Annotated in this window: 13 protein-coding genes; 8 read left to right on the top strand and 5 right to left on the bottom strand. The window is 56.9% G+C overall.

The features are described from left to right. Positions 1 to 101: 101 nt before the first annotated feature. Positions 102 to 1,625, top strand: coding sequence for a DUF8689 domain-containing protein (locus tag SH421x_RS17185; RefSeq protein WP_488850790.1), 1,524 nt, complete (start codon positions 102 to 104; stop codon positions 1,623 to 1,625). A gap of 6 nt (positions 1,626 to 1,631) precedes the next feature. On the opposite strand, the gene dcd is transcribed toward SH421x_RS17185, so the two are convergent. The 5 genes from dcd to SH421x_RS17160 all read right to left on the bottom strand — a co-directional run bounded on the left by dcd (position 1,632) and on the right by SH421x_RS17160 (position 7,354). Continuing rightward, entirely contained in the window at positions 1,632 to 2,207 is a 576-nt protein-coding gene (dcd, locus tag SH421x_RS17180; RefSeq protein ID WP_488850789.1) for a dCTP deaminase, read from the bottom strand. Between the two features lie 121 nt (positions 2,208 to 2,328). Then, on the bottom strand, positions 2,329 to 2,988 hold the full coding sequence (gene nth, locus SH421x_RS17175; RefSeq protein ID WP_488850787.1) for an endonuclease III: 660 nt from the start codon (positions 2,986 to 2,988) through the stop codon (positions 2,329 to 2,331). A gap of 121 nt (positions 2,989 to 3,109) precedes the next feature. Further along, a complete protein-coding gene (locus SH421x_RS17170) occupies positions 3,110 to 5,056 on the bottom strand; it encodes a DUF4129 domain-containing protein (protein ID WP_488850785.1) in 1,947 nt (648 codons plus the stop codon). Positions 5,057 to 5,087: 31 nt separating this feature from the next. Beyond that, complete coding sequence (locus tag SH421x_RS17165; RefSeq protein ID WP_488850783.1) at positions 5,088 to 6,401, bottom strand: DUF58 domain-containing protein; 1,314 nt, start codon at positions 6,399 to 6,401, stop codon at positions 5,088 to 5,090. Beyond that, positions 6,401 to 7,354, bottom strand: coding sequence for an AAA family ATPase (locus SH421x_RS17160; RefSeq protein WP_488850782.1), 954 nt, complete (start codon positions 7,352 to 7,354; stop codon positions 6,401 to 6,403). Before SH421x_RS17160 ends, SH421x_RS17165 begins: the two co-directional genes overlap by 1 nt. A gap of 284 nt (positions 7,355 to 7,638) precedes the next feature. On the opposite strand from SH421x_RS17160, the gene SH421x_RS17155 reads away from it, so the two are divergent. The 7 genes from SH421x_RS17155 (at position 7,639) to moaA (ending at position 18,402) form a co-directional block, all read left to right on the top strand. After that, entirely contained in the window at positions 7,639 to 8,886 is a 1,248-nt protein-coding gene (locus SH421x_RS17155; protein WP_488850781.1) for a hypothetical protein, read from the top strand. Positions 8,887 to 8,972: 86 nt separating this feature from the next. Continuing rightward, a complete protein-coding gene (locus SH421x_RS17150) occupies positions 8,973 to 12,491 on the top strand; it encodes a PVC-type heme-binding CxxCH protein (protein WP_488850779.1) in 3,519 nt (1,172 codons plus the stop codon). Positions 12,492 to 12,693: 202 nt separating this feature from the next. After that, entirely contained in the window at positions 12,694 to 13,344 is a 651-nt protein-coding gene (locus SH421x_RS17145; RefSeq protein ID WP_488850777.1) for an LON peptidase substrate-binding domain-containing protein, read from the top strand. A 383-nt stretch (positions 13,345 to 13,727) separates the two neighbouring features. Continuing rightward, positions 13,728 to 16,688, top strand: a complete 2,961-nt coding sequence (locus SH421x_RS17140; RefSeq protein ID WP_488850776.1) for an FAD-binding and (Fe-S)-binding domain-containing protein — start codon at positions 13,728 to 13,730, stop codon at positions 16,686 to 16,688. Next, entirely contained in the window at positions 16,685 to 16,930 is a 246-nt protein-coding gene (locus tag SH421x_RS17135; RefSeq protein WP_488850775.1) for a MoaD/ThiS family protein, read from the top strand. The genes SH421x_RS17140 and SH421x_RS17135 overlap by 4 nt, the downstream gene beginning before the upstream one ends. Before the next feature lie 42 nt (positions 16,931 to 16,972). Continuing rightward, complete coding sequence (locus SH421x_RS17130; RefSeq protein ID WP_488850773.1) at positions 16,973 to 17,404, top strand: molybdenum cofactor biosynthesis protein MoaE; 432 nt, start codon at positions 16,973 to 16,975, stop codon at positions 17,402 to 17,404. Next, on the top strand, positions 17,401 to 18,402 hold the full coding sequence (gene moaA / locus SH421x_RS17125) for a GTP 3',8-cyclase MoaA (RefSeq protein ID WP_488850772.1): 1,002 nt from the start codon (positions 17,401 to 17,403) through the stop codon (positions 18,400 to 18,402). The genes SH421x_RS17130 and moaA overlap by 4 nt, the downstream gene beginning before the upstream one ends. Positions 18,403 to 18,406: the final 4 nt, after the last annotated feature.

Raw genomic sequence — 18,406 nt, 5'->3', positions numbered from 1 at the left:
GAATTGCGAGCTCGACTTTTGACCTTGCCGCGAGAGAACCTAAGCTTGGAGTGATACCTACCTAGGTTACGACTCCTCGATCTTATCTCGGCGCAATGGACATGGCGAACTCTCCGACGGATGATTTATTGGCGCGGTTGGCTGGCAAGCAACCCCTTGGTGAAGCCGGCGATCCCTGGGCTACGTTGGCGGCGACGACCCCGGCTCACGAACCGGTTCAGGCTCACCCCGGCGTCCGCAGCGACGAAAAACTAGACTCGCTGCTGGACCGTTTAAACAAGATGGCGTCCGGCGAACGAGGAGGTTCACCAGCGACCCCTTCAGCAGCCAAGCCGTCGCATCGGAGCTTGGATGACGAACCGCTCGACGCATTTTTCCCGCGTGAGCCGGTGAGTGCTCGCGAAGCAGGTTTGACCGATACCGAGATCGAAGCGCTGGCGCTGAAGTATCTCGTCTCGCGCGGCGAAGCGAGCGGGCGTCAGATTTCGGATCAACTTCAACTGCCGTTTTTGATTGTGGAAGAGCAGCTACGGAAGATGAAATACGACCAATTGGTCGTTTACAAAGATACCAGCGTCGCCAACGACTACGTCTATTATCCGACCGATCTGGGACGAGAACGGGGCAAACGCTACTCGGAGCATTGCACCTACTTTGGCTCTGCGCCAGTGACGCTGAAAGACTACATCGAAAGCGTCAAAGCGCAATCCCTGGAAAAACAGCACCCAAGTATCGAAGATCTGCGCCGCGCGTTCGAGGATCTGTTGATCAACCCCGAGATGTTTCGGCGGTTGGGACCGGCCGTGAACAGCGGTCGCGGTCTGTTTCTTTACGGCTCGGCAGGTAACGGCAAAACAAGTATCGCCGAACGGGTTACTCGAGCCTTTGGGCAACACATTTGGATCCCGCGGGCGATTGGCCTGGATGGCGAAATCCTTCGCTTGTTTGACCCCAGCAACCATGAAGAAGCGCCGCTGCCACAAGAGAGCGGCATCATGCACAGCGCCAAACTAGATCGCCGTTGGGTGCGGATCAAGCGGCCGACGATTGTGGTCGGCGGTGAATTGACGATGGACAATCTAGAAATCACCTTCAACACCGCGACCGGCATTAGTGAAGCGCCTGTGCAGCTGAAAAGCAACTGCGGCACGCTGGTGATCGACGACTTTGGGCGGCAACGGATGCGCACCGACGAATTGCTAAATCGCTGGATCGTACCGCTAGAAAAACGGTACGACTATTTGAACATGGCGAACGGTAAAAAGATTCAGGTGCCGTTCGATCAACTGGTGATCTTCTCGACCAATCTCGAGCCGAAAGATCTGTGTGATGACGCGTTTTTGCGTCGTATTCCGTACAAAATCGAAGTTGTCGATCCGAGCGAAGCCGAGTTCCGCCAGCTCTTCAAGATCATGTGTCCGCTAATGGGATTTGAGTATCACCCAGACGTGATCGACTATGTTGTGCGAGAGCACTACCAGAAAGTGAGTCGCCCTTACCGCTGTTGTCAGCCGCGCGACTTGCTGCAACAGGTGCGCAATTTGTGCTTGTTCGAGAAAGAGCCGCTGGAGCTTTCGAATGATCGCTTTGACGCTGCGGTCGAAAACTATTTTGCCGTGATGTAGTTCGCTTTACGGCTGCTGATAGCCAAAGTTAAGCGGCAACTGGGGATCTTCCCGTTCGGCGCCGGGATTCAACTCTTTGAACAGCAAGCTAGGCTGAATGCCGGTGTTGTTCTGGTATTTGTTGCTGACGTACTCGACGATATCCCCTTTGATCTCATGGTAGAAGATCTGGCAGATGGGGACGCCTGCGTAGATGCGGATCGGCTGAACGGCGAACATTTCGAGCGTCCAAAAGCCGTTAAAGCCGACGTCGCCAAAGCCGGCCGTCACATGGACAAACAGGCCCAAGCGTCCGACGGACGAGCGACCTTCGATCATCGGGACCAGATTGTGCGTTTCGGTCCGTTCGTTGGTTCGCCCCAGATAAAGCTGGTTGGGGGAGAGGACGACCCCTTCTTCCGGAATCCGCAGTCGCCGAACGCGATGCGGCTTTTTCATGTCAAGCACGATCTCTTCGTACACCATCAGCTCGTCATGCAGCGTCAGGTTGTAGCTGTTGGGATTGACCCGGGTGTCGTCATACGGATCAATCGTAATATCGCCGCCAAGGCGTGCTCGAATCTCATTCCCTGACAGGATCATGATGGGTAGCCGTTCCGGCGGATTGAAAGAAGAGAGCAAAATCGGGGCGCCGGGAAAGCGACCGCCGTACCTACGGGTGATTATAAAGCGGTGACAGAAAATTGAAATGATCGAACGCTCGTTAAACGGCCACCCCCACCTGAGGGCAGAACTTTGCAAAGTGGCATTGGTCACATTTGGGCTTGCGCGCGTCGCAGATCGCGCGGCCGTGATGGATCATCCGGTGGGAGAATTGAATCCATTCGGTTTGGGGTAACAGTTGGATCAATTCGGCTTCGACCTGCACCGCGTCTGTTTTGGCTGTAAGCCCCATTCTACGGCTTAAACGCCCTACATGCGTGTCGACGACCACGCCGGTCGGAATCCCAAAAGCAGTGCCGAGGACCACATTGGCCGTTTTGCGTCCCACGCCGGGAAGCTTGACCAACGCGTCGAGATCCTGGGGCACCTGACCGTCATAATCGTCAACCAGCCGCTGGGAGGCCGCTTTGATATTTTTTGCCTTGTTCCGAAAAAATCCGGTGGATTGCACTAACTTCTCAATTTTTGCCACCGGCAACGCGGCAATATCTGCGGCGGTTGGATATTGGGCGAACAAATCCTTGGTCACGATATTGACCCGCACGTCGGTGCACTGGGCCGACAAGATGGTCGCGATCAGCAACTGATACGGCGTTTCGTAGTTCAAAGCGCACTCAGCGATGGGATAGTCGGCCGCCAATTGTTGGACGACGCGGCGCGACTGTCGTTTGCGGTCTGCGAGCGTAATGAGCTTGGGCAACGTGATGTTCGTCGGCTAGAAGGAGTGGCGAATCACCGCATTTTCAAGGGTGAGCGACAGAGCGTCAATTGGGGTGATCCCTAAACGAAAACCGCAAATTGTCAGGTAACGCAGCACGCCTCTAGTAGCTGACTCGTAAGTTGCGCCACAAACGACGAGCACATTCGGGCGCTGCGGCGGCTGCGTGGCCAGATCCGTAAGCAATCTCCGAGTAGTACCCGGCCAATTCACGAGCGGAAGGGCCAATTTCGGTCTCCATGAATTCGTTGGCTAGGGTGCGTGCATATTCCTCGGCGGTTTGATCTGGGTTGCGAGGGATTCCCTTATCGGTTCCCCATGCTTCTAAGGCTTGAAAGGTATAGCGAACCAATTGCTCAGGCGTACGCTTCGGGGCTCCGGCAGCAAAAGGATAGGCCAACGAAGTGAACAGCGGCTCTCGCACCGCCGGCGCAGTTTCGGCCGCCGCGAGAATCGGCTCGGACCGACCAAAGAAACGCTTCCACCAATCTTGGAGATCTTGCAAAAAATTGGCCCAACTTGCGGCGATCTGCTCTCGATACTTCCAGGCAAAATAAATTGCGACGATTGCGACCAGCCCATAGAGCAGCAGCTTAAAAAACTGCGCGATCGAGCCGAGGATCCCGCTCAAGCTAAGCGGCGGAGACGGGGGCTGCGTCGGTTGTGCCGGAGGCGGCGAAGCTTGGTTCTGCGAGGACCCAGACTTTTCGTCAGATGGCTTGGAGTTGTTGTCTGGCGATTTCTGCGCGTCGTTATTTTTCTTCTCGGAAGTGTCGTCACTTTTTGACTGGTTGTCGTTTGACTTGGACTGATCCGGTGATTTGCCGGAGTCAGATTTTTGTGACGAATCGCTTGGCTGAGAGTCGCTAGATGGGGATTTGTCGGACTCGGATTTAGCGGAGGAGTCCTTTTGCTTCTCGCCTGACGAATTCTGTTTTTGTTGGTCGTCGCCGCTGGTTCCTTTTCCTTGATCTGACTTTTTGCCTGTGGCCGAACTCTGATCGCCGTCGCCTGATTTTTGTTGGTCTTGGCTTTTGGCGCCTTGATCGCCGTCACTTGATTCAGTTTGCTTTTCGCCTGCTTGTTGTTGATCGTTTGATTCGGTTTTTCCCTGCTGATCGTCGTCTTGGGTTCCTTGTTGGCCGACGGCGAAGGGAGAGCTTGACCGCGGCAGCAAGTCACCGATTCCGGGAATCTTGGCAATTTCATATTCGGCATGCGGACGCGGCAACAATGCGGTAAGGATCAGCACCGCGGCGATCAATACGGCGCCGGTTCCCAGCCACACGCCGGCCATCGAAAGCGGCATCGGCAGATCACGTTTGCCCAAGTAACGCCGCAAACTTAAAAAACTGGTCGTCATCAACAGGCCAAGTCCCGCCGCGACATACGTAAACAGATAAAGGAACAATCGCCATCGCAAGCCGGGATCACCACTCGGTTCAAACGCCTGGCCTAGACCAAACAGCGGCAGCGCCGCCATCGAAAAATAAATCACCCACACTCCAGGCGCAAACCGGGTTGATGTGGGATCGAGAAAGTCCCATAGCCAGTTGCGTTTTTCAGCAGGTTCCTCGGCCGATGCAGCGACTGTCGGCGGCGTCTGCGCTGGGGTGGAGGAGAGCGGCGCGGCCTCTAAATCAAAGTCGGCGCCAATCCACTGCATCAAGCCTTTTTGCGACGTGTCGCGCGATTCATCGACCAGCGTGCAGTCGTAGGTTAGTCGGTTGGCGCACCACCAGATCAGCACTAGCATGCCAAGCCCCAGCACCACCGAGTCAGGTACAAATTTCCAGAGCGCCAGCAGCATCGCAAAAGCGAGAAACGCGCCGAGCCGTCCTGATTTTTCAAATCCTTCTTCAATCGTCAGTCGAGCCAGTAAGACAGAAGCAAAGACAAAGTCCCCCAAGATAAACTGCAGTCGACCGGGATAGGCGCCGCGGTAAATCAGTTCGAGCAGAAAGAAAACCAAACTGCCGACCAGCAACATAATCAGCGCAGGATTGATCGCGATCACTGCGTAGTCAAGTTCGGATTGCCGTTTGCTCATGTTTTCCGCCGTCTCACTAGAACTCGTCGTGCTAGAACCATGAGAACGCCTGTTCTTGACAAATAGAGCTGATGTTTTCGAGGTTGTTCAGCTGGCGACACCGAATTCCTTCGGACAGCAATTTACCCGCTGCTTGGGCAAATTCGTACTCGTCAAAGATGTTGATGATCGCCGTTACGGTATAGCCGGCGCGGCGCAGGTTGCCCAGCGCCAGCGCAGTCTCGACAGTCGTCTCGGTCAAAATCGCGATCACGGTAGCGTCACGCGGAATACGGCTGACGGTCTCGGTGATGAGCTGCGGAAACGTGAGCCCGTCGGTCAGTTCGGCCCGCGCAAGCATTTTGCGGATCAGCGGCATTTGCTCGTCGCCGCGACGCGTTGCGACAATCTGCGGCTGAAGATGGTCATTTTCTTTTTCGACAATAGACGCCGAACGCGCGTCGGCGCGGCTCTTCGCTTCGGATGGCTGGGTTTCGCGTTTCATCCGCTCGGCGGCGTCGCGGGCATTGGTGATCAAGCCAACTTGTTGGCCTGTCTCTTGCACTGCGCCAACGATCGCGACCGCCAACGTAATCGCCAGTTCAGAGCGGATCGGCTCGTGCTTGGCGTCGAAACTTGCTTGATGAAAGTCAAGCACAATCGTAGCGCCGGCGATGCTGGAAGGTTCGTAGACTTTACTATGCAGCACACCGGTTCTCGCCGTCGCGGCCCAGTTCACTCGGTTGATCGGATCGCCGGCCTGGTAAGCGCGAACGCCGGCGATGCGGGTTGGATCTTCAAATAGTCGATGCGACATTTTGATCTCGCCCATCGGCCGTCGTGACGCGATATCAAATCCGTCCAGCGGCACGACCCGCGGCAAAACTTGCAAGTAGTCAGGCGGCGCTAGAACGCGAAACATCCGGTACAGTCCAAACAGGTCGCCTGTCTCCAGCATGGCCGGTCCAATCGGAAAATAACCGCGGCGGTTGCAACGCAATTGATAATAGAACGACTTAGATTTGCGGGGACCAAGCGTCGCAAGCGTGATCCGGTCACCGCTGGTTTCAAGGGCAGGGGGGCGATGCATCGTTGCGCGGCGCGGCAGCACGTCTTCGACCAGTAGCCAAGGAATCGGCATCGCGCCTGAATTGGTGACGGTCACGATCAGCGCGATCGTCTCTCCTTCTTCGACCTCATGTCGATTGAGCGAGCGACCGACGGTCAGATGTGTGGCCCAATAACGCGTTAACATGCGACTTGCGATCATGATCGCAAGCAACGCGTACATTGCATAGACAAGCAGACTCAACCCAAACAGGGACGAGATGGCGAGAATCAAGATGGCGCCGACAAACCAGCGCACTAGGCTCGGGCCTCCATGTCAAGAACCGGCGCTGGAACCGCACTGACTATCTCTTCCAGCACTTCGGCCGCTGTGATCTTCCGCAGGCGGCTCTCGGGGCGCAGGATCATGCGATGGGTCATGACTGGCCCTAAAATCCGTTTCACATCGTCCGGCGAAACAAACTTGCGTCCCAAGATCGCCGCCAGCGCTTGCGAGGCGCGAAACAGCGCGATCGAAGCCCGGGGGCTGCCGCCGAGCGCTAGATGCTCATGCTTGCGCGATTGGTGGACGATTTCTAGGATGTAACGGCGAACTTTCTCGTCGATATGAATCGTCCGGACCGCGGCTTGGCAAGCGATCAGTTCTGCGGCCGAAACGACCGGGCCGATGGTGTCCAACGGGTGCCCGCTCTCGAGCGCTCCTAACATTTTCAGTTCGTCTTCTAGGTTGGGGTAACCGAGACTGAATTTCATCAGAAAACGGTCGAGCTGCGCCTCAGGCAGCGGAAAGGTCCCTTCGTGATCAATCGGGTTTTGCGTCGCGATCACCAAAAACGGAGGAGCCAGCGTGTGCGTGGTGCCGTCGACCGTGACGCGCGACTCGGCCATCGCTTCAAGCAGCGCGGCTTGCGTACGGGGAGTGGTGCGATTGATTTCGTCCGCAAGTACGATGTTGGCGAAGACCGGTCCCGGCCGAAACTGAAACTCGTTGGTCTTTTGATTAAAAATCGATGCGCCGGTCACATCGGTCGGCAGCAGGTCAGGCGTGCATTGAACTCGCTTCAAAGTGCAGCCGACGCTTTTGGCCAACGTTCTAGCTAGCATCGTCTTGGCGACGCCGGGCACATCTTCCATCAAAATGTGACCTTCGGCGAACCAAGCGACCAGCGAAAAGACGATCTGCTGTCGCTTTCCCATGATGACGCGTTCAGAATTGGCGATGATTTTTTTGGCGAGCGTCGCGACGTCCATGGGCACATTCAAGAAATAAGGTTCGCATGCGAATTAGCTGAAAGAAGAGAAGCCCTTATTATGCCCGATAAAAGCGAACTATGCTTGAATAACGCGCGAAATCTGCACAGTTCTAAAACTGCACAAGCCGACTGGTTCTTATTCACAGAAACGGCAAAGAGGGCTCGTTTATTCTTGACGACCCACCGATGTAAGGGTTAGAATCAGCCTACCACCGAAGAGGGAGGAGGGGCAATCCAATCCTTTTCATCTTTAACTACTGATTCCTAGCAAGGGCAAGCTAAATGTCAGGCCACATCAAGCTCGCTTTGTGCGTAGCAACATTGTTCCTTTCGGCGCTTTGTAGCCAATCGCATGCACGTATCTGGATTGATTCGGAGGGGCGCTCTGTCGACGCCGAATTCGTCAGCTTTGATGGAGCAAATGTCTTTCTACGTCGTCCCAGCGGTGAAACGCTGGAAGTCGCTTTCTCAAAATTCAGTGACGGCGATAAGCGACGGATTGTCGTCTTGCGCGACGAAGCGCTCAAAGCAGCCGGCGATCCAGCCGCCGCAAAGATGACGGAAGATGAAAACGCGAGTGATACGCCCAGCGAAGCGGAAGTTCGCCGAGAGCTAACGCGCAGTCGCAAATGGACCGACAAAGACGGTAATCAAATCCAGGCGAAGTTTGTGCGCATCTTTGAAGGGAACGTGATCCTCCTGCAAGGCAACAAGGGACATAACGTCGAGTTCTATGAACTTTGCGAGCTCGATCAGGCTTACTTGCGCGACAAGATGGAAATCTTGGGGCAGGACTACTTGGTTCCGCCGGTCGTGGTCAGCAGCTTTAACAGCAACGGCGTGCCAGGCGCCAACGGACCCGGCTCGATGGCAGGCCCCAGTGGATTGGTTCCCGGTGCAATGCCCGGTTCGATGCCGGGATCGATGTCGAGTCCCCTGGGACCTAACGGCATGCGAGGACCGAACTATGGTCAACCCGGTGCAGTCGCAGGGATGGGGTCAACTCCCAGTTCGACGCCGATTAACCCCAACGAGACCGAGCAAGAGCGTCGGATTCGCGAATACAACGAAAAGTTCGCCCAATCTAGCTTGGCCAGCAACAATTCTGCGCTAAGCAGCACTCCCAACAGCACTGCCGGCATGGTCGCATCCAATTCGCCGGCATCGTCAAGCACTCCGGCCTACGATCCTTGGTCAAACCAACAGCCTGTCCAACATGGATCCATGCACTCGCCAGGACCGTCAAGCAACTCACGGCCGCCATCGATCAACACGCGTCCCCCGTCAAACATGCGGCCGCCGTCGATGCCCAGCAATCCTATCGCTAGTCAGCCCCCCAGTAATCCTACGCCGCAGATCAACGCCGGTCTGCCTGGCGACGGTGAGCAGGTGTGGGAATGCAAAACCTGTCACACCCAATTTGATACCGTCGAAAAGCCTTCGTTCTGCCACTTTTGTTGGTCACTTCGCATCGGCGCCTTTGTGTTGTTGTCGGTTGTCGGAGCTGCGATCAAGGGAGCGATGAGCTAGTACGAGTTGCCCTCCCCTCACCGCGCGTCATCGCTGTCAAGTGAAACAGCCTAGGATGACGCGCGGGCAGTCCCCTCTCTATCCCTATGCTGACACGTCATGTCTTCTCGCTAGGAGCGTGGTTTCTTCTATTTTCCGCTTATTGCTGGGCGGAGGATCCATTTCAGAGCAATGTTCGGCCCACTGAACCGCTGACTCCGGCCGCAGAGGAAGCGTCGTTTACGCTGCCTGACGGATTTCGCGCAGAGCTGTTCGCCGCCGAACCGCAAATCGCCAAGCCGTTGAATCTGGCGTTTGACGCCCGCGGCCGACTCTGGGTGACCGAGACGCTCGAGTATCCCTATCCGGCGCCGGTCGGAACACCCGGCCGGGACGCGATCAAAATCTTAGAAGATACAGACGGAGATGGTCGCGCTGACAAGACGACGGTCTTTGCGGATGGACTGAACATTCCGATCGGGCTCTATCCATTTGCCGGCGGATGCATCGTTTACAGCATCCCCCATATCTATCTACTGCGTGATGTGGATGGGGACGATGTCGCCGATGAGCGGACGGTGCTGTTTGGTCCGATGGGGTACGATCGCGATACGCATGGAATGAACAACTCGTTTCGCCGCGGATTCGATGGTTGGTTGTATGCGTGCCATGGTTTCAGCAATGTTACCCGCGTCGCCGGCGCCGACGGGCATCAGATCGAGATGACCTCTGGCAATACCTACCGCATGCGAATCGATGGTCAGCGGATCGAGCATTTTACGCATGGTCAGGTCAATCCCTTTGGCATGACGATCGATCCGCAGGGGAATCTGTTTACCGCGGACTGTCATAGCAAGCCGATTTATCAATTGCTGCGGGGGGGCTTTTATCCAAGCTTCGGACAGCCGGATGATGGCCTAGGGTTTGTGCCGCCGATGATGGACCACTTGCACGGCTCGACCGCCATCGCCGGTGTGGTGCGCTACGACGACAATCGCTTTCCGGCCGAGTATCGCGGCGATTTTTTCTCTGGCAATGTCATGACCAGCCGGGTCAATCGCAATCGACCGCAGTACCACGGATCGACCATTCAGGCCGTTGCCTGCGATGACTTTGTGACGTCGACCGATCCTTGGTTTCGGCCGGTCGATGTTCAGTTGGGCCCGGATGGCGCGCTGTACATCGCGGACTTTTACAACAAGATCATCGGGCATTATGAGGTTCCACTCGAACACCCAGGCCGTGACCGAGATCGTGGCCGCATTTGGCGCATCACCTACCATGGATCTGACGCCGAGCGACCTCACCAACCGGCGCCAGACTTGGCGGCCGCCGATCTGCCGGCGCTGATCGCCTGTCTGGCCGATCCCAACTTGACGACTCGGATGTTGGCGACGCACCAATTGGTTGATCGTATTGGCCCAGCTGCCGCCGCGCCGCTGCGGGCAGCGATTCGGTCTGAGGATTCCACCACACGCGCTCATGCCGCGTGGTGTTTGGCTCGACTTCAGATACTTGAGATTGCTGAGCTCCAGCAACTTGCCGCCGATCAAGATCGATTGGTTCGCATCCATGCGATGCGGATTCTCAGCGAAGTCGCGGCCGTCGATTGGAACGATGCGCAGCGCGCATTAGCGATTGCCGGTCTCCAAGACGAAGATTCATTTGCGGCTCGCGCGGCGGCGGATGCCCTGGGGCAGCATCCTCAGCTCGCGAATGTGAGTCCCTTGCTCGCACTTTGGAAGCAAGCAAATCCTGATGACAATCATTTGACCATGACGGTTCGAATCGCATTGCGTGAACATTTTCGCAATGCCGAGGTCGCTCGGTTGCTGGTCAACGCTCTGCTAGAGCCAAGCGATTTGTCGCTGCTGGCCGAGATCGCGATGGCAGCGCGATCGCCGCAAGGCGCCGACTTTTTGCTTGCGCACTGGTCAGCCATTCGCAGCCAACCAGACCTTGCCAAAGCGGCGCTCGAAAACGCCGCGCAGTATGCATCGCCTGCGGCGATCGCGACGTTGAGTGAAGTGGTGATTGCGGATTTGCCAGACGATCTGTCGACGCAGTTACGCGTGCTGTTGCCGATCACACAGGGCGCGGCTGCTCGCGGTGAAATTCCTGCTGGATTAGCAAACGCCGCGAACCATTTGTTAGCGCGACTGGAAGCTCAAGTTGTTCCGAATGCGGAGGCATGGAGTTTTGCTTCCCTGTCCGATCAAGCAAGCGAGTCGCCTCCCTGGAACTTTGAGACGCGGCGAGACGAAGCAGGCAAACCGCATCGGATGCTTTCGAGCTTGCCCGGTGGCGAGCAGAAAACGGGCCGTTTGTTGGGGCCGCTGTTGGAGTTGCCGCAGAGCTTGGCGTTTCGGATCGCGGGGCACAACCGCTTGCCCAGTGAGCCAGCGCCGGGAGAAAACTTCGTCCAACTTCGCTTGACGACGGGCGAAGTGATCGCCAGAGTCGATGCGCCGCGAACCGACGTCGCCACCCGCGTCGAGTGGGATCTGAAACCTTACGCCGGCCAGATCGGGCGTTTGGAAGTGGTCGATCAAGATCGCGGCGGCGCTTATGCGTGGATTGCAGTGGGAGATTTCCAGGGGCAAGCCATGCAATTGCCAGAGGCTTCGCCTGCCGAGCGATTGTTTTACTTGGCTGCGTTAGTCGAACTTGCCCGTTCACTGGGCGACAAGGCCGATCAGGCAACTTTGCGGCGCGCGATCCAAGCGACAGCAGAACCGCAGTTCCGTCGACCGCTGGCGGTTCTAGAGACCAGTCGCGGCGGTGCATCCATCTATCGTCCGTTGGCGGAGCGCATCGGGATGAACATTTGGCCGACCACGATGGATGATTGGATCGTAGAAGTGCTCTGTGATCCAGAAGAGGTTGACGCTGCGACGGTCTATCGTCAGGCGACGACTTATTTCGATTTTGCAGCGAGTCGAAAGCTGGCCGAAGAGTTGGCTTCGACCCTGCTCGGCGGCAAGTTACTGCTTCAACTAATCGACGAAGGAAAACTGCCGACGGCGCTGTTGGCCGACGTGTCGCTGCGCGAAAAATTAGTGCTGCATGCAGACGATTCGCTGCACGGCATGGTCAACAGATATGACGTCAGCTCGATGGCCGGCGACTCCGCACGTGTCGAACTGTTGGCCGACCGAATCGCCGGCTTGAAAAAGTCGCGCGGCGACTTGGGGAAGGGGGCCGCGATCTTCAAGCAGCATTGCGCCGCATGTCATCAGATCGCAGGCGAGGGTGCGCTGGTCGGGCCGCAATTGGACGGCATCGGCAATCGCGGCGTAGAACGCGTGTTGGAAGATGTGCTGCTCCCCAACCAAAATGTCGATCAGGCGTTTCGAACCTCGATCCTGCGGCTGGTGAGCGGCGAAGTTCTGACCGGGCTCATCCGCAATGAGACCGCCGAGAAACTGGCGATCGTCGACTCGCGCGGCAAAGAACGGATCATCGCCGTCGACGATATCGACGAGCGACGCAGCAGTCGACTGTCGCTGATGCCGGACAATGTTGCCGAAGCGCTGCCTGAGAGCGATTTCTACGACTTGGCGACTTATTTGAGCTCACAGAGAGCTGCAAGCGTCCCGATTGAGCGTGAGAATTCGGCGCCCTGACCGAGTGTTCAACGCTCTGAGGAACTGGTTCTGCGGTTTGTACTCGGACCACGGCGTACCCTGTTGGGGGTGTCAGCGTCGAGAAGCTTTCCGATTCGGGCGATTCTGCGATAAACAACGGAGCTTCTTGCAGAGATTACCGAGTAAGCTGGTATCTGTTCGTCCTTTGTACGCTACTAGTGACTCTCGCGAGATAGCTTCGTTGACAGCTTACCCGATCCGACTTTTTCCCTTGCCCAACCTGGTTTTATTTCCAGGCGTATTGCAGCCGCTCTATATCTTTGAGCCGCGCTATCGGGAATTGCTGGACCAAACGCAGGGGGATAACGGCCAGATTGCAATGGCGCTGCTGCGGGCTGGTTGGCAGCGAAAATACGATCAAAGCCCCGCGCTGCATGACATTGTTTGCGTGGGACAGATTGTCGCATGTGAAACGCACGAAGACGGCACGTCCCACATTCTGATGCGCGGCATGCAGCGGGCCAAGATCTTGCAAGAGATTCCGTCGCAGGCTGCTTACCGCATGGCGCAGGTCGAAAATCTGCTGGGTACCGGCTGCAATGGAACCAATGAGTCCAGCGAAGTTGTGACGCGTCTGAAAGGCATGCTCGCCAAAACAGAATTCGCGCAGATGTTTGAGCAGCCTTCGCTTGGTACGTCTCCGTCGCTGGAAGTACTGACTGACGCGGTCGCTTACGCACTCCCTTGGCCGCTGTTGACGAAACAACAACTGCTCGCCGAAACCAATCCGATTCGGCGGGGAGAGTTGCTGATTGGTTGGCTTTCGCAAGCGGCCGCCGAGCCAGAATTGCTAGGGCGACCGACCTACCCGCTGCGGGCTAGCGCCAATTGACGCAGGCACTGCGGCCACGCTTTGCACTGCCTGCGAAAACATGGCACGCCGCATGGCGGCCCCTACGTGGGGAAGTGCTGGAGTGTTTGGATGGGCGATTCCTAGCCGGCATATTTTACGTAGCCGTGATCTCCGCCTTCTTGAGAGAAGTCCCCTCGCAGCCACTTTCCCAGGGCTTGACCTATCCCGTATGATATAGAGAGGTTACGTCGAAATCGCCCCGGCGATAGATGATCTGTCTGCGCTAAATATCAGAAGGTTTCATGCATCAGGTTCCATGCATCGACACTTATCGTTTGTTCGATGTAGAACCGCATCAACGTCAACACGCGGCGCCTCTGAGAAAACAACTTTTCAGTGCGTAAGCGGTTTTTTGGAGATTCATGGATCCGGAACGGGAACGAATCCGAGCTGATCTGCGCGGCGTCATTGACTGCGAAGTCCTGTGCGACGACTTATCGTTGCAAATGTACGCGACCGACGCCAGCATTTTCGAGATCAAGCCGCTGGCCGTGGTCCGGCCGCGTCGCGCGCAAGAGGTTGTCGCGGTCGTGCGGTATGCCAACGAAAATCAGATTCCGGTTCATGCCCGCGGATCGGGTAGCGGTCTGGCAGGCGAATCTTTGGGCAGCGGAATCGTTATCGATTTTGCGCATGCTTTACGCCGCGTCGTTGAGTATGGAGAGCAAACGATTCGCGTTCAGCCAGGCGTAATCTTGGCCCAACTGAATCGCCAACTTGCTGAGACGGGGCGGATCTTTGGTCCCGATCCGGCGAATCGCGCCATCGCAACGATGGGCGGCGTGCTTTCGGTCGACGCCAGCGGCAGTCATTGGTTGTTGCATGGTTCGGCCCGCGAGCATGTCGAAAGCTTGCAAGTGATTCTCGCCAACGGCGACCTGGTCGAATTTGGTTCGGAGTCGATCGAGACAGCGCTACAAGGGGAGAACGAACGTGCGCGGATTTGCGCTGGCTTGATTGATATCTTGCAGCGCAACAAACCGTTGATCGAGAAACATGCTCCGGCGACAGCCGTGAATCGCGCCGGTTATCAACTGAGCGGCGTACTTGAAAATGGCAAGCTGGATGTCGCCAAGTTGCTGGTCGGTTCCGAAGGGACGCTGGGCCTGATTACCGAGGCCAAACTTCGCATCTCGCCGAGAGTCAAGCATCGCGGCTTGGTGCTGCTCTTCTTTGAAAAGCTGGATTTGGCGGCGAAAGCGGCGCTCGAGATTCCTGCACTGGGCGCTTCGGCTTGTGACTTGTTGGATCGGCGCGTGTTGGCGATCGCCCGCGAGACCGATCGGCGTTACTTCAATTTGATCCCATCCGAAGCCGAAGCGATGCTGTTGGTCGAAATGCCGGGCGAATCGACCACCGAAGTCCAAGATCGCTTAAACCAGGCTGTCGATCGGATTCGCCGCCGGCGGCGCTGGGCGTTTCATGCCATTGTGACGACCTCGCCGGAAGAAGTGGGGATGTACTGGGAACTGGCGCGGCGGATTGCGCCAATTTTGTATCGTTTGAAGGGGACGACGCGACCGCTTCCGTATCTGGAAGATATCGCGATTCCACCCTCTCGGCTCCCCGAATTTTTGACGACGACGCAAAATGTGTTGAAGAAGCATCATGTCACGGCGTCGTTGTTTGCGCATGCCGGCCAAGGTCAGTTGCACATTCGGCCGTTGCTGAATCTGGCGGATCCTGAAGATGTCGCGCGACTCGAGCGAGTTGCGTCGGACTTGTATGATGAAACGCTCGCGATTCGCGGAACGATCAGCGGACAAAATGGCGATGGCCTCAGTCGAACGCCGTATCTAGAACGTCAGTTCGGCCCACTCTACGCCGTGTTTCAAGAGGTCAAACGCCTATTTGACCCGGTGGGGATTTTGAATCCCGGCAAAAAAATTGTGGTTGCGGCACGCCCCTTGGTGTCGTTGATTCGCCCGCTCTCTGTCATTGCGCACAGCGAGAACGGCGATGCGCAGCCGGTGCGTCGCGGCGTGCGAGATGAAGATCTGACGCTGGCCTGGACGACCGATGAGATGGGCGCCGCGGTCCGGGCTTGTAACGGCTGTGCGCGATGTCGCACCAGCGGCGCGGATACGCGGATGTGCCCGATCTTTCGGTTTGAGCCGAAAGAAGAAGCGTCGCCGCGGGCCAAAGCCAACCTGTTGCGCGGCGTGCTGACCGGCAACATCGCTCCCGAAGAAATGGCGACCGAGCCGTTCCGCAAGATCGTTGACTTGTGCGTCAATTGTCACCAATGCCGGATCGAATGCCCAGCGACGGTCGACATTCCCAAAATCGTGACCGAAATCAAATCGCAATACTATGAGACCAACGGGCTGTCGTTTAGCGACTCGGTCTTGGCGCGGATTGATCGTTGGGCGGCGTGGGGGCACTTTTTCCGACCGATCGCGAATTGGGCGATTCGTAATCGAGGCGCGCGGTGGCTGCTAGAAAAGACCTTTGGCATCGCGCAAGGGCGGAAGCTGCCGCTGTTTGCGCGGCGATCTTTTTTGCGATTGGCGCAGCGGCGGCGATTGAGCCGTCCCACCCGACGGAGCGGCCGCAAGGTATTGCTGTTTGTCGATATGTACGCCAACTTGTTTGATCCGCAGTTGGCCGAGTCGCTGGTGTCGATCCTCGAACACAACGGCGTCGCCGTCTATGTTCATCTGGGACAAACCGTGTCAGGCATGCCGGCCATTGCATTGGGAGCGACGCCGCCGGCCAAAAAATTGGCGCAGCAAAATTTGCGGCTGCTGGCCGAAGCGGTTCGCCAAGGATACGAAATCGTCGCCACCGAACCCTCGGCCGTGATGTGTCTCAAACATGAGTATCGTCAGCTATTGGGAAGCGAAGAGGCCGACTTGGTCGCTGGCGGCACGACCGAGGCTTGCCACTATATCTGGGGGCTGCATCAGAGCGGCGAGTTGAACCTCGACTTCCGGCCGCTGCATGTCACGGTTGGTTATCATACGCCGTGTCATATTCGGGCTTTGTACCAAGAATCGGCCGGTGCTCGGCTGTTGAAATTGGTCCCTGGCTTGCAGTTACGATCGATTGAAAAGGGCTGTTCCGGCATGGCCGGAGCATTTGGCCTGTCGAAGAAAAATTTTCGCAGCAGCCTGCGAGCCGGTTGGGAGATGATTTCGTCACTGCGAGATCCGCAAATTCAAATCGGATCATCCGAGTGCAGTGCGTGTAAAATGCAGATGGAGCAGGGGACCGCCAAGAGTACGGTTCATCCCCTGAAACTATTGGCCGCATCGTATGGACTAGGGCCAGGGCTGGACCAATTGGTGGCTCGGGCGCCGCATGAATTGACGGTTTCGTGAGAGTTTGCGTCAAATTGTTCGCCGCGGTGCGTGACCTGGCCGGGGCCGAGAAAATTGAACTAGAAGTTTCGCAAGACGCCGACATCGGCGAGGTTCGCGCTGCGATGGTCGACAAGTGGCCGCAACTAGGGCCGTATGCCCAGTTCTTGAATTTTGCCGTGAACCAAAGTTACGCAACGGCCGCCACGCGGGTAGCGGCCGACGACGAGATCGCTTGCATTCCGCCGGTCAGCGGCGGTTAATACAAGTAGTTTCCGCTGTTCTTAATGAGAAATGCAAAAGCCGTGGCGAGCCTAACGCACGAAACGATCGATTTGCAGGCGATGTACGACCTGGTCGCCACACCGACGGCCGGCGCGATTGTGACGTTCAGCGGAGTGACGCGTCAATTGACGCAAGGTCGAGAGACCGCTTCGCTGGATTACGAGGCCTACGCCGAAATGGCCTTGGCCAAGCTGACTGAGTTAGAGCAAACGGCGAAAGCACGTTGGCCGATTGAAAAATGCGCGGTTGTGCATCGCTTGGGCCATTTAGAAATCAGTGAAGCGAGCGTTGTAGTCGCCGTTTCATCCGCGCATCGCGAAGCCGCTTTCATTGCGGCCAAATGGTTGATCGATACGTTGAAAGAAGCAGTGCCGATCTGGAAACGCGAAAATTGGAGTGACGGTTCGACCGAGTGGGTTCATCCCGGTTTGCCGACAGGAGATGCGTCATGACCCAAAAGTCGTCGCTAGTTGATCGGTTGGGACGCGTCCATACCAGTCTGCGGATCAGCGTCACCGATCGCTGCAACATCCGTTGCTTTTACTGCATGCCGCTCGAGAATGTGCAGTTCAAACCGCGGGCCGAATTGTTGACCTTTGAAGAAATCGAACGAGTCGCCAGGATCGCTGTTTCGCTGGGCGTGCAAAAGTTTCGCCTGACCGGCGGCGAGCCGCTGGTTCGCGCTCAATTGCCGCTGCTAATCCGCCGCTTAGCGGCGATCCCCGGCGTCAAAGATCTGGCGCTGACCACCAACGGCGTGCTGTTAGCCGATCAGGCGGCGGCGCTGTATGACGCGGGACTGCGGCGCTTGAACGTCAGTTTGGATGGGCTATCCGAAGAGATGTTCAGGCGAATTACGAGACGTGAGGGAGTCGATCGCGTGTTGCAGGGAATCGCCGCTGCTCAGCAGGTTGGTTTTCAAGGGATTCGCCTAAATGCGGTCTCGATCCGGGGGCTGACCGAAGGGGAGATCGCCCCCTTGGCTCGCTTTTCGCGCGATCATGACTTAGAACTTCGTTTTATTGAGTTCATGCCGCTTGATGCGGAGAAGAACTGGGGCCAGTCCCAAGTGCTGAGCGGCGCCGAAGTACGCGAGATCCTCTCGCGCGAAGTGGCCCAGTTGTCGCCGGTCCTCCGAGCCGATCCAAGTCAGCCTGCGGTGGACTATGTTTATGCAGATTCGCCGGCGCGGGTGGGGTTTATTAACTCGGTGACTGAGCCGTTTTGCGGCGATTGCAACCGGTTGCGGATCACGGCGGAAGGGCAACTACGAAACTGTCTCTTTTCGACCGAAGAATGGGATGCCCGCGCCCTGCTTCGCGGCGATGCGACAGACGAAGCGGTAGCACAGTTATTTCAGGATTGCACCAGCGCCAAACGACGAGGGCACGGCGTCGATGAAGCCGGATTCGCGGTTACGCACAGGGCGATGTACCAAATCGGAGGGTAAAACA

The organism is Blastopirellula sp. SH421 (assembly GCF_057808535.1).
The sequence above is the reverse complement of the archived record's forward strand: the minus strand, read 5'-3'. Positions and strand labels throughout refer to the sequence as shown.

What these genes read in the sequence shown, in the direction of transcription:
- SH421x_RS17185 (WP_488850790.1), top strand. Translation starts at nt 102, where the DNA reads ATGGCGAACTCTCCGACGGATGATTTATTGGCGCGGTTGGCTGGCAAG.
- moaA (WP_488850772.1), top strand. Translation starts at nt 17,401, where the DNA reads ATGACCCAAAAGTCGTCGCTAGTTGATCGGTTGGGACGCGTCCATACC.
- SH421x_RS17140 (WP_488850776.1), top strand. Translation starts at nt 13,728, where the DNA reads ATGGATCCGGAACGGGAACGAATCCGAGCTGATCTGCGCGGCGTCATT.
- SH421x_RS17150 (WP_488850779.1), top strand. Translation starts at nt 8,973, where the DNA reads ATGCTGACACGTCATGTCTTCTCGCTAGGAGCGTGGTTTCTTCTATTT.
- SH421x_RS17160 (WP_488850782.1), bottom strand. Translation starts at nt 7,354, where the DNA reads ATGGACGTCGCGACGCTCGCCAAAAAAATCATCGCCAATTCTGAACGC.
- SH421x_RS17170 (WP_488850785.1), bottom strand. Translation starts at nt 5,056, where the DNA reads ATGAGCAAACGGCAATCCGAACTTGACTACGCAGTGATCGCGATCAAT.
- dcd (WP_488850789.1), bottom strand. Translation starts at nt 2,207, where the DNA reads ATGATCCTGTCAGGGAATGAGATTCGAGCACGCCTTGGCGGCGATATT.
- SH421x_RS17155 (WP_488850781.1), top strand. Translation starts at nt 7,639, where the DNA reads ATGTCAGGCCACATCAAGCTCGCTTTGTGCGTAGCAACATTGTTCCTT.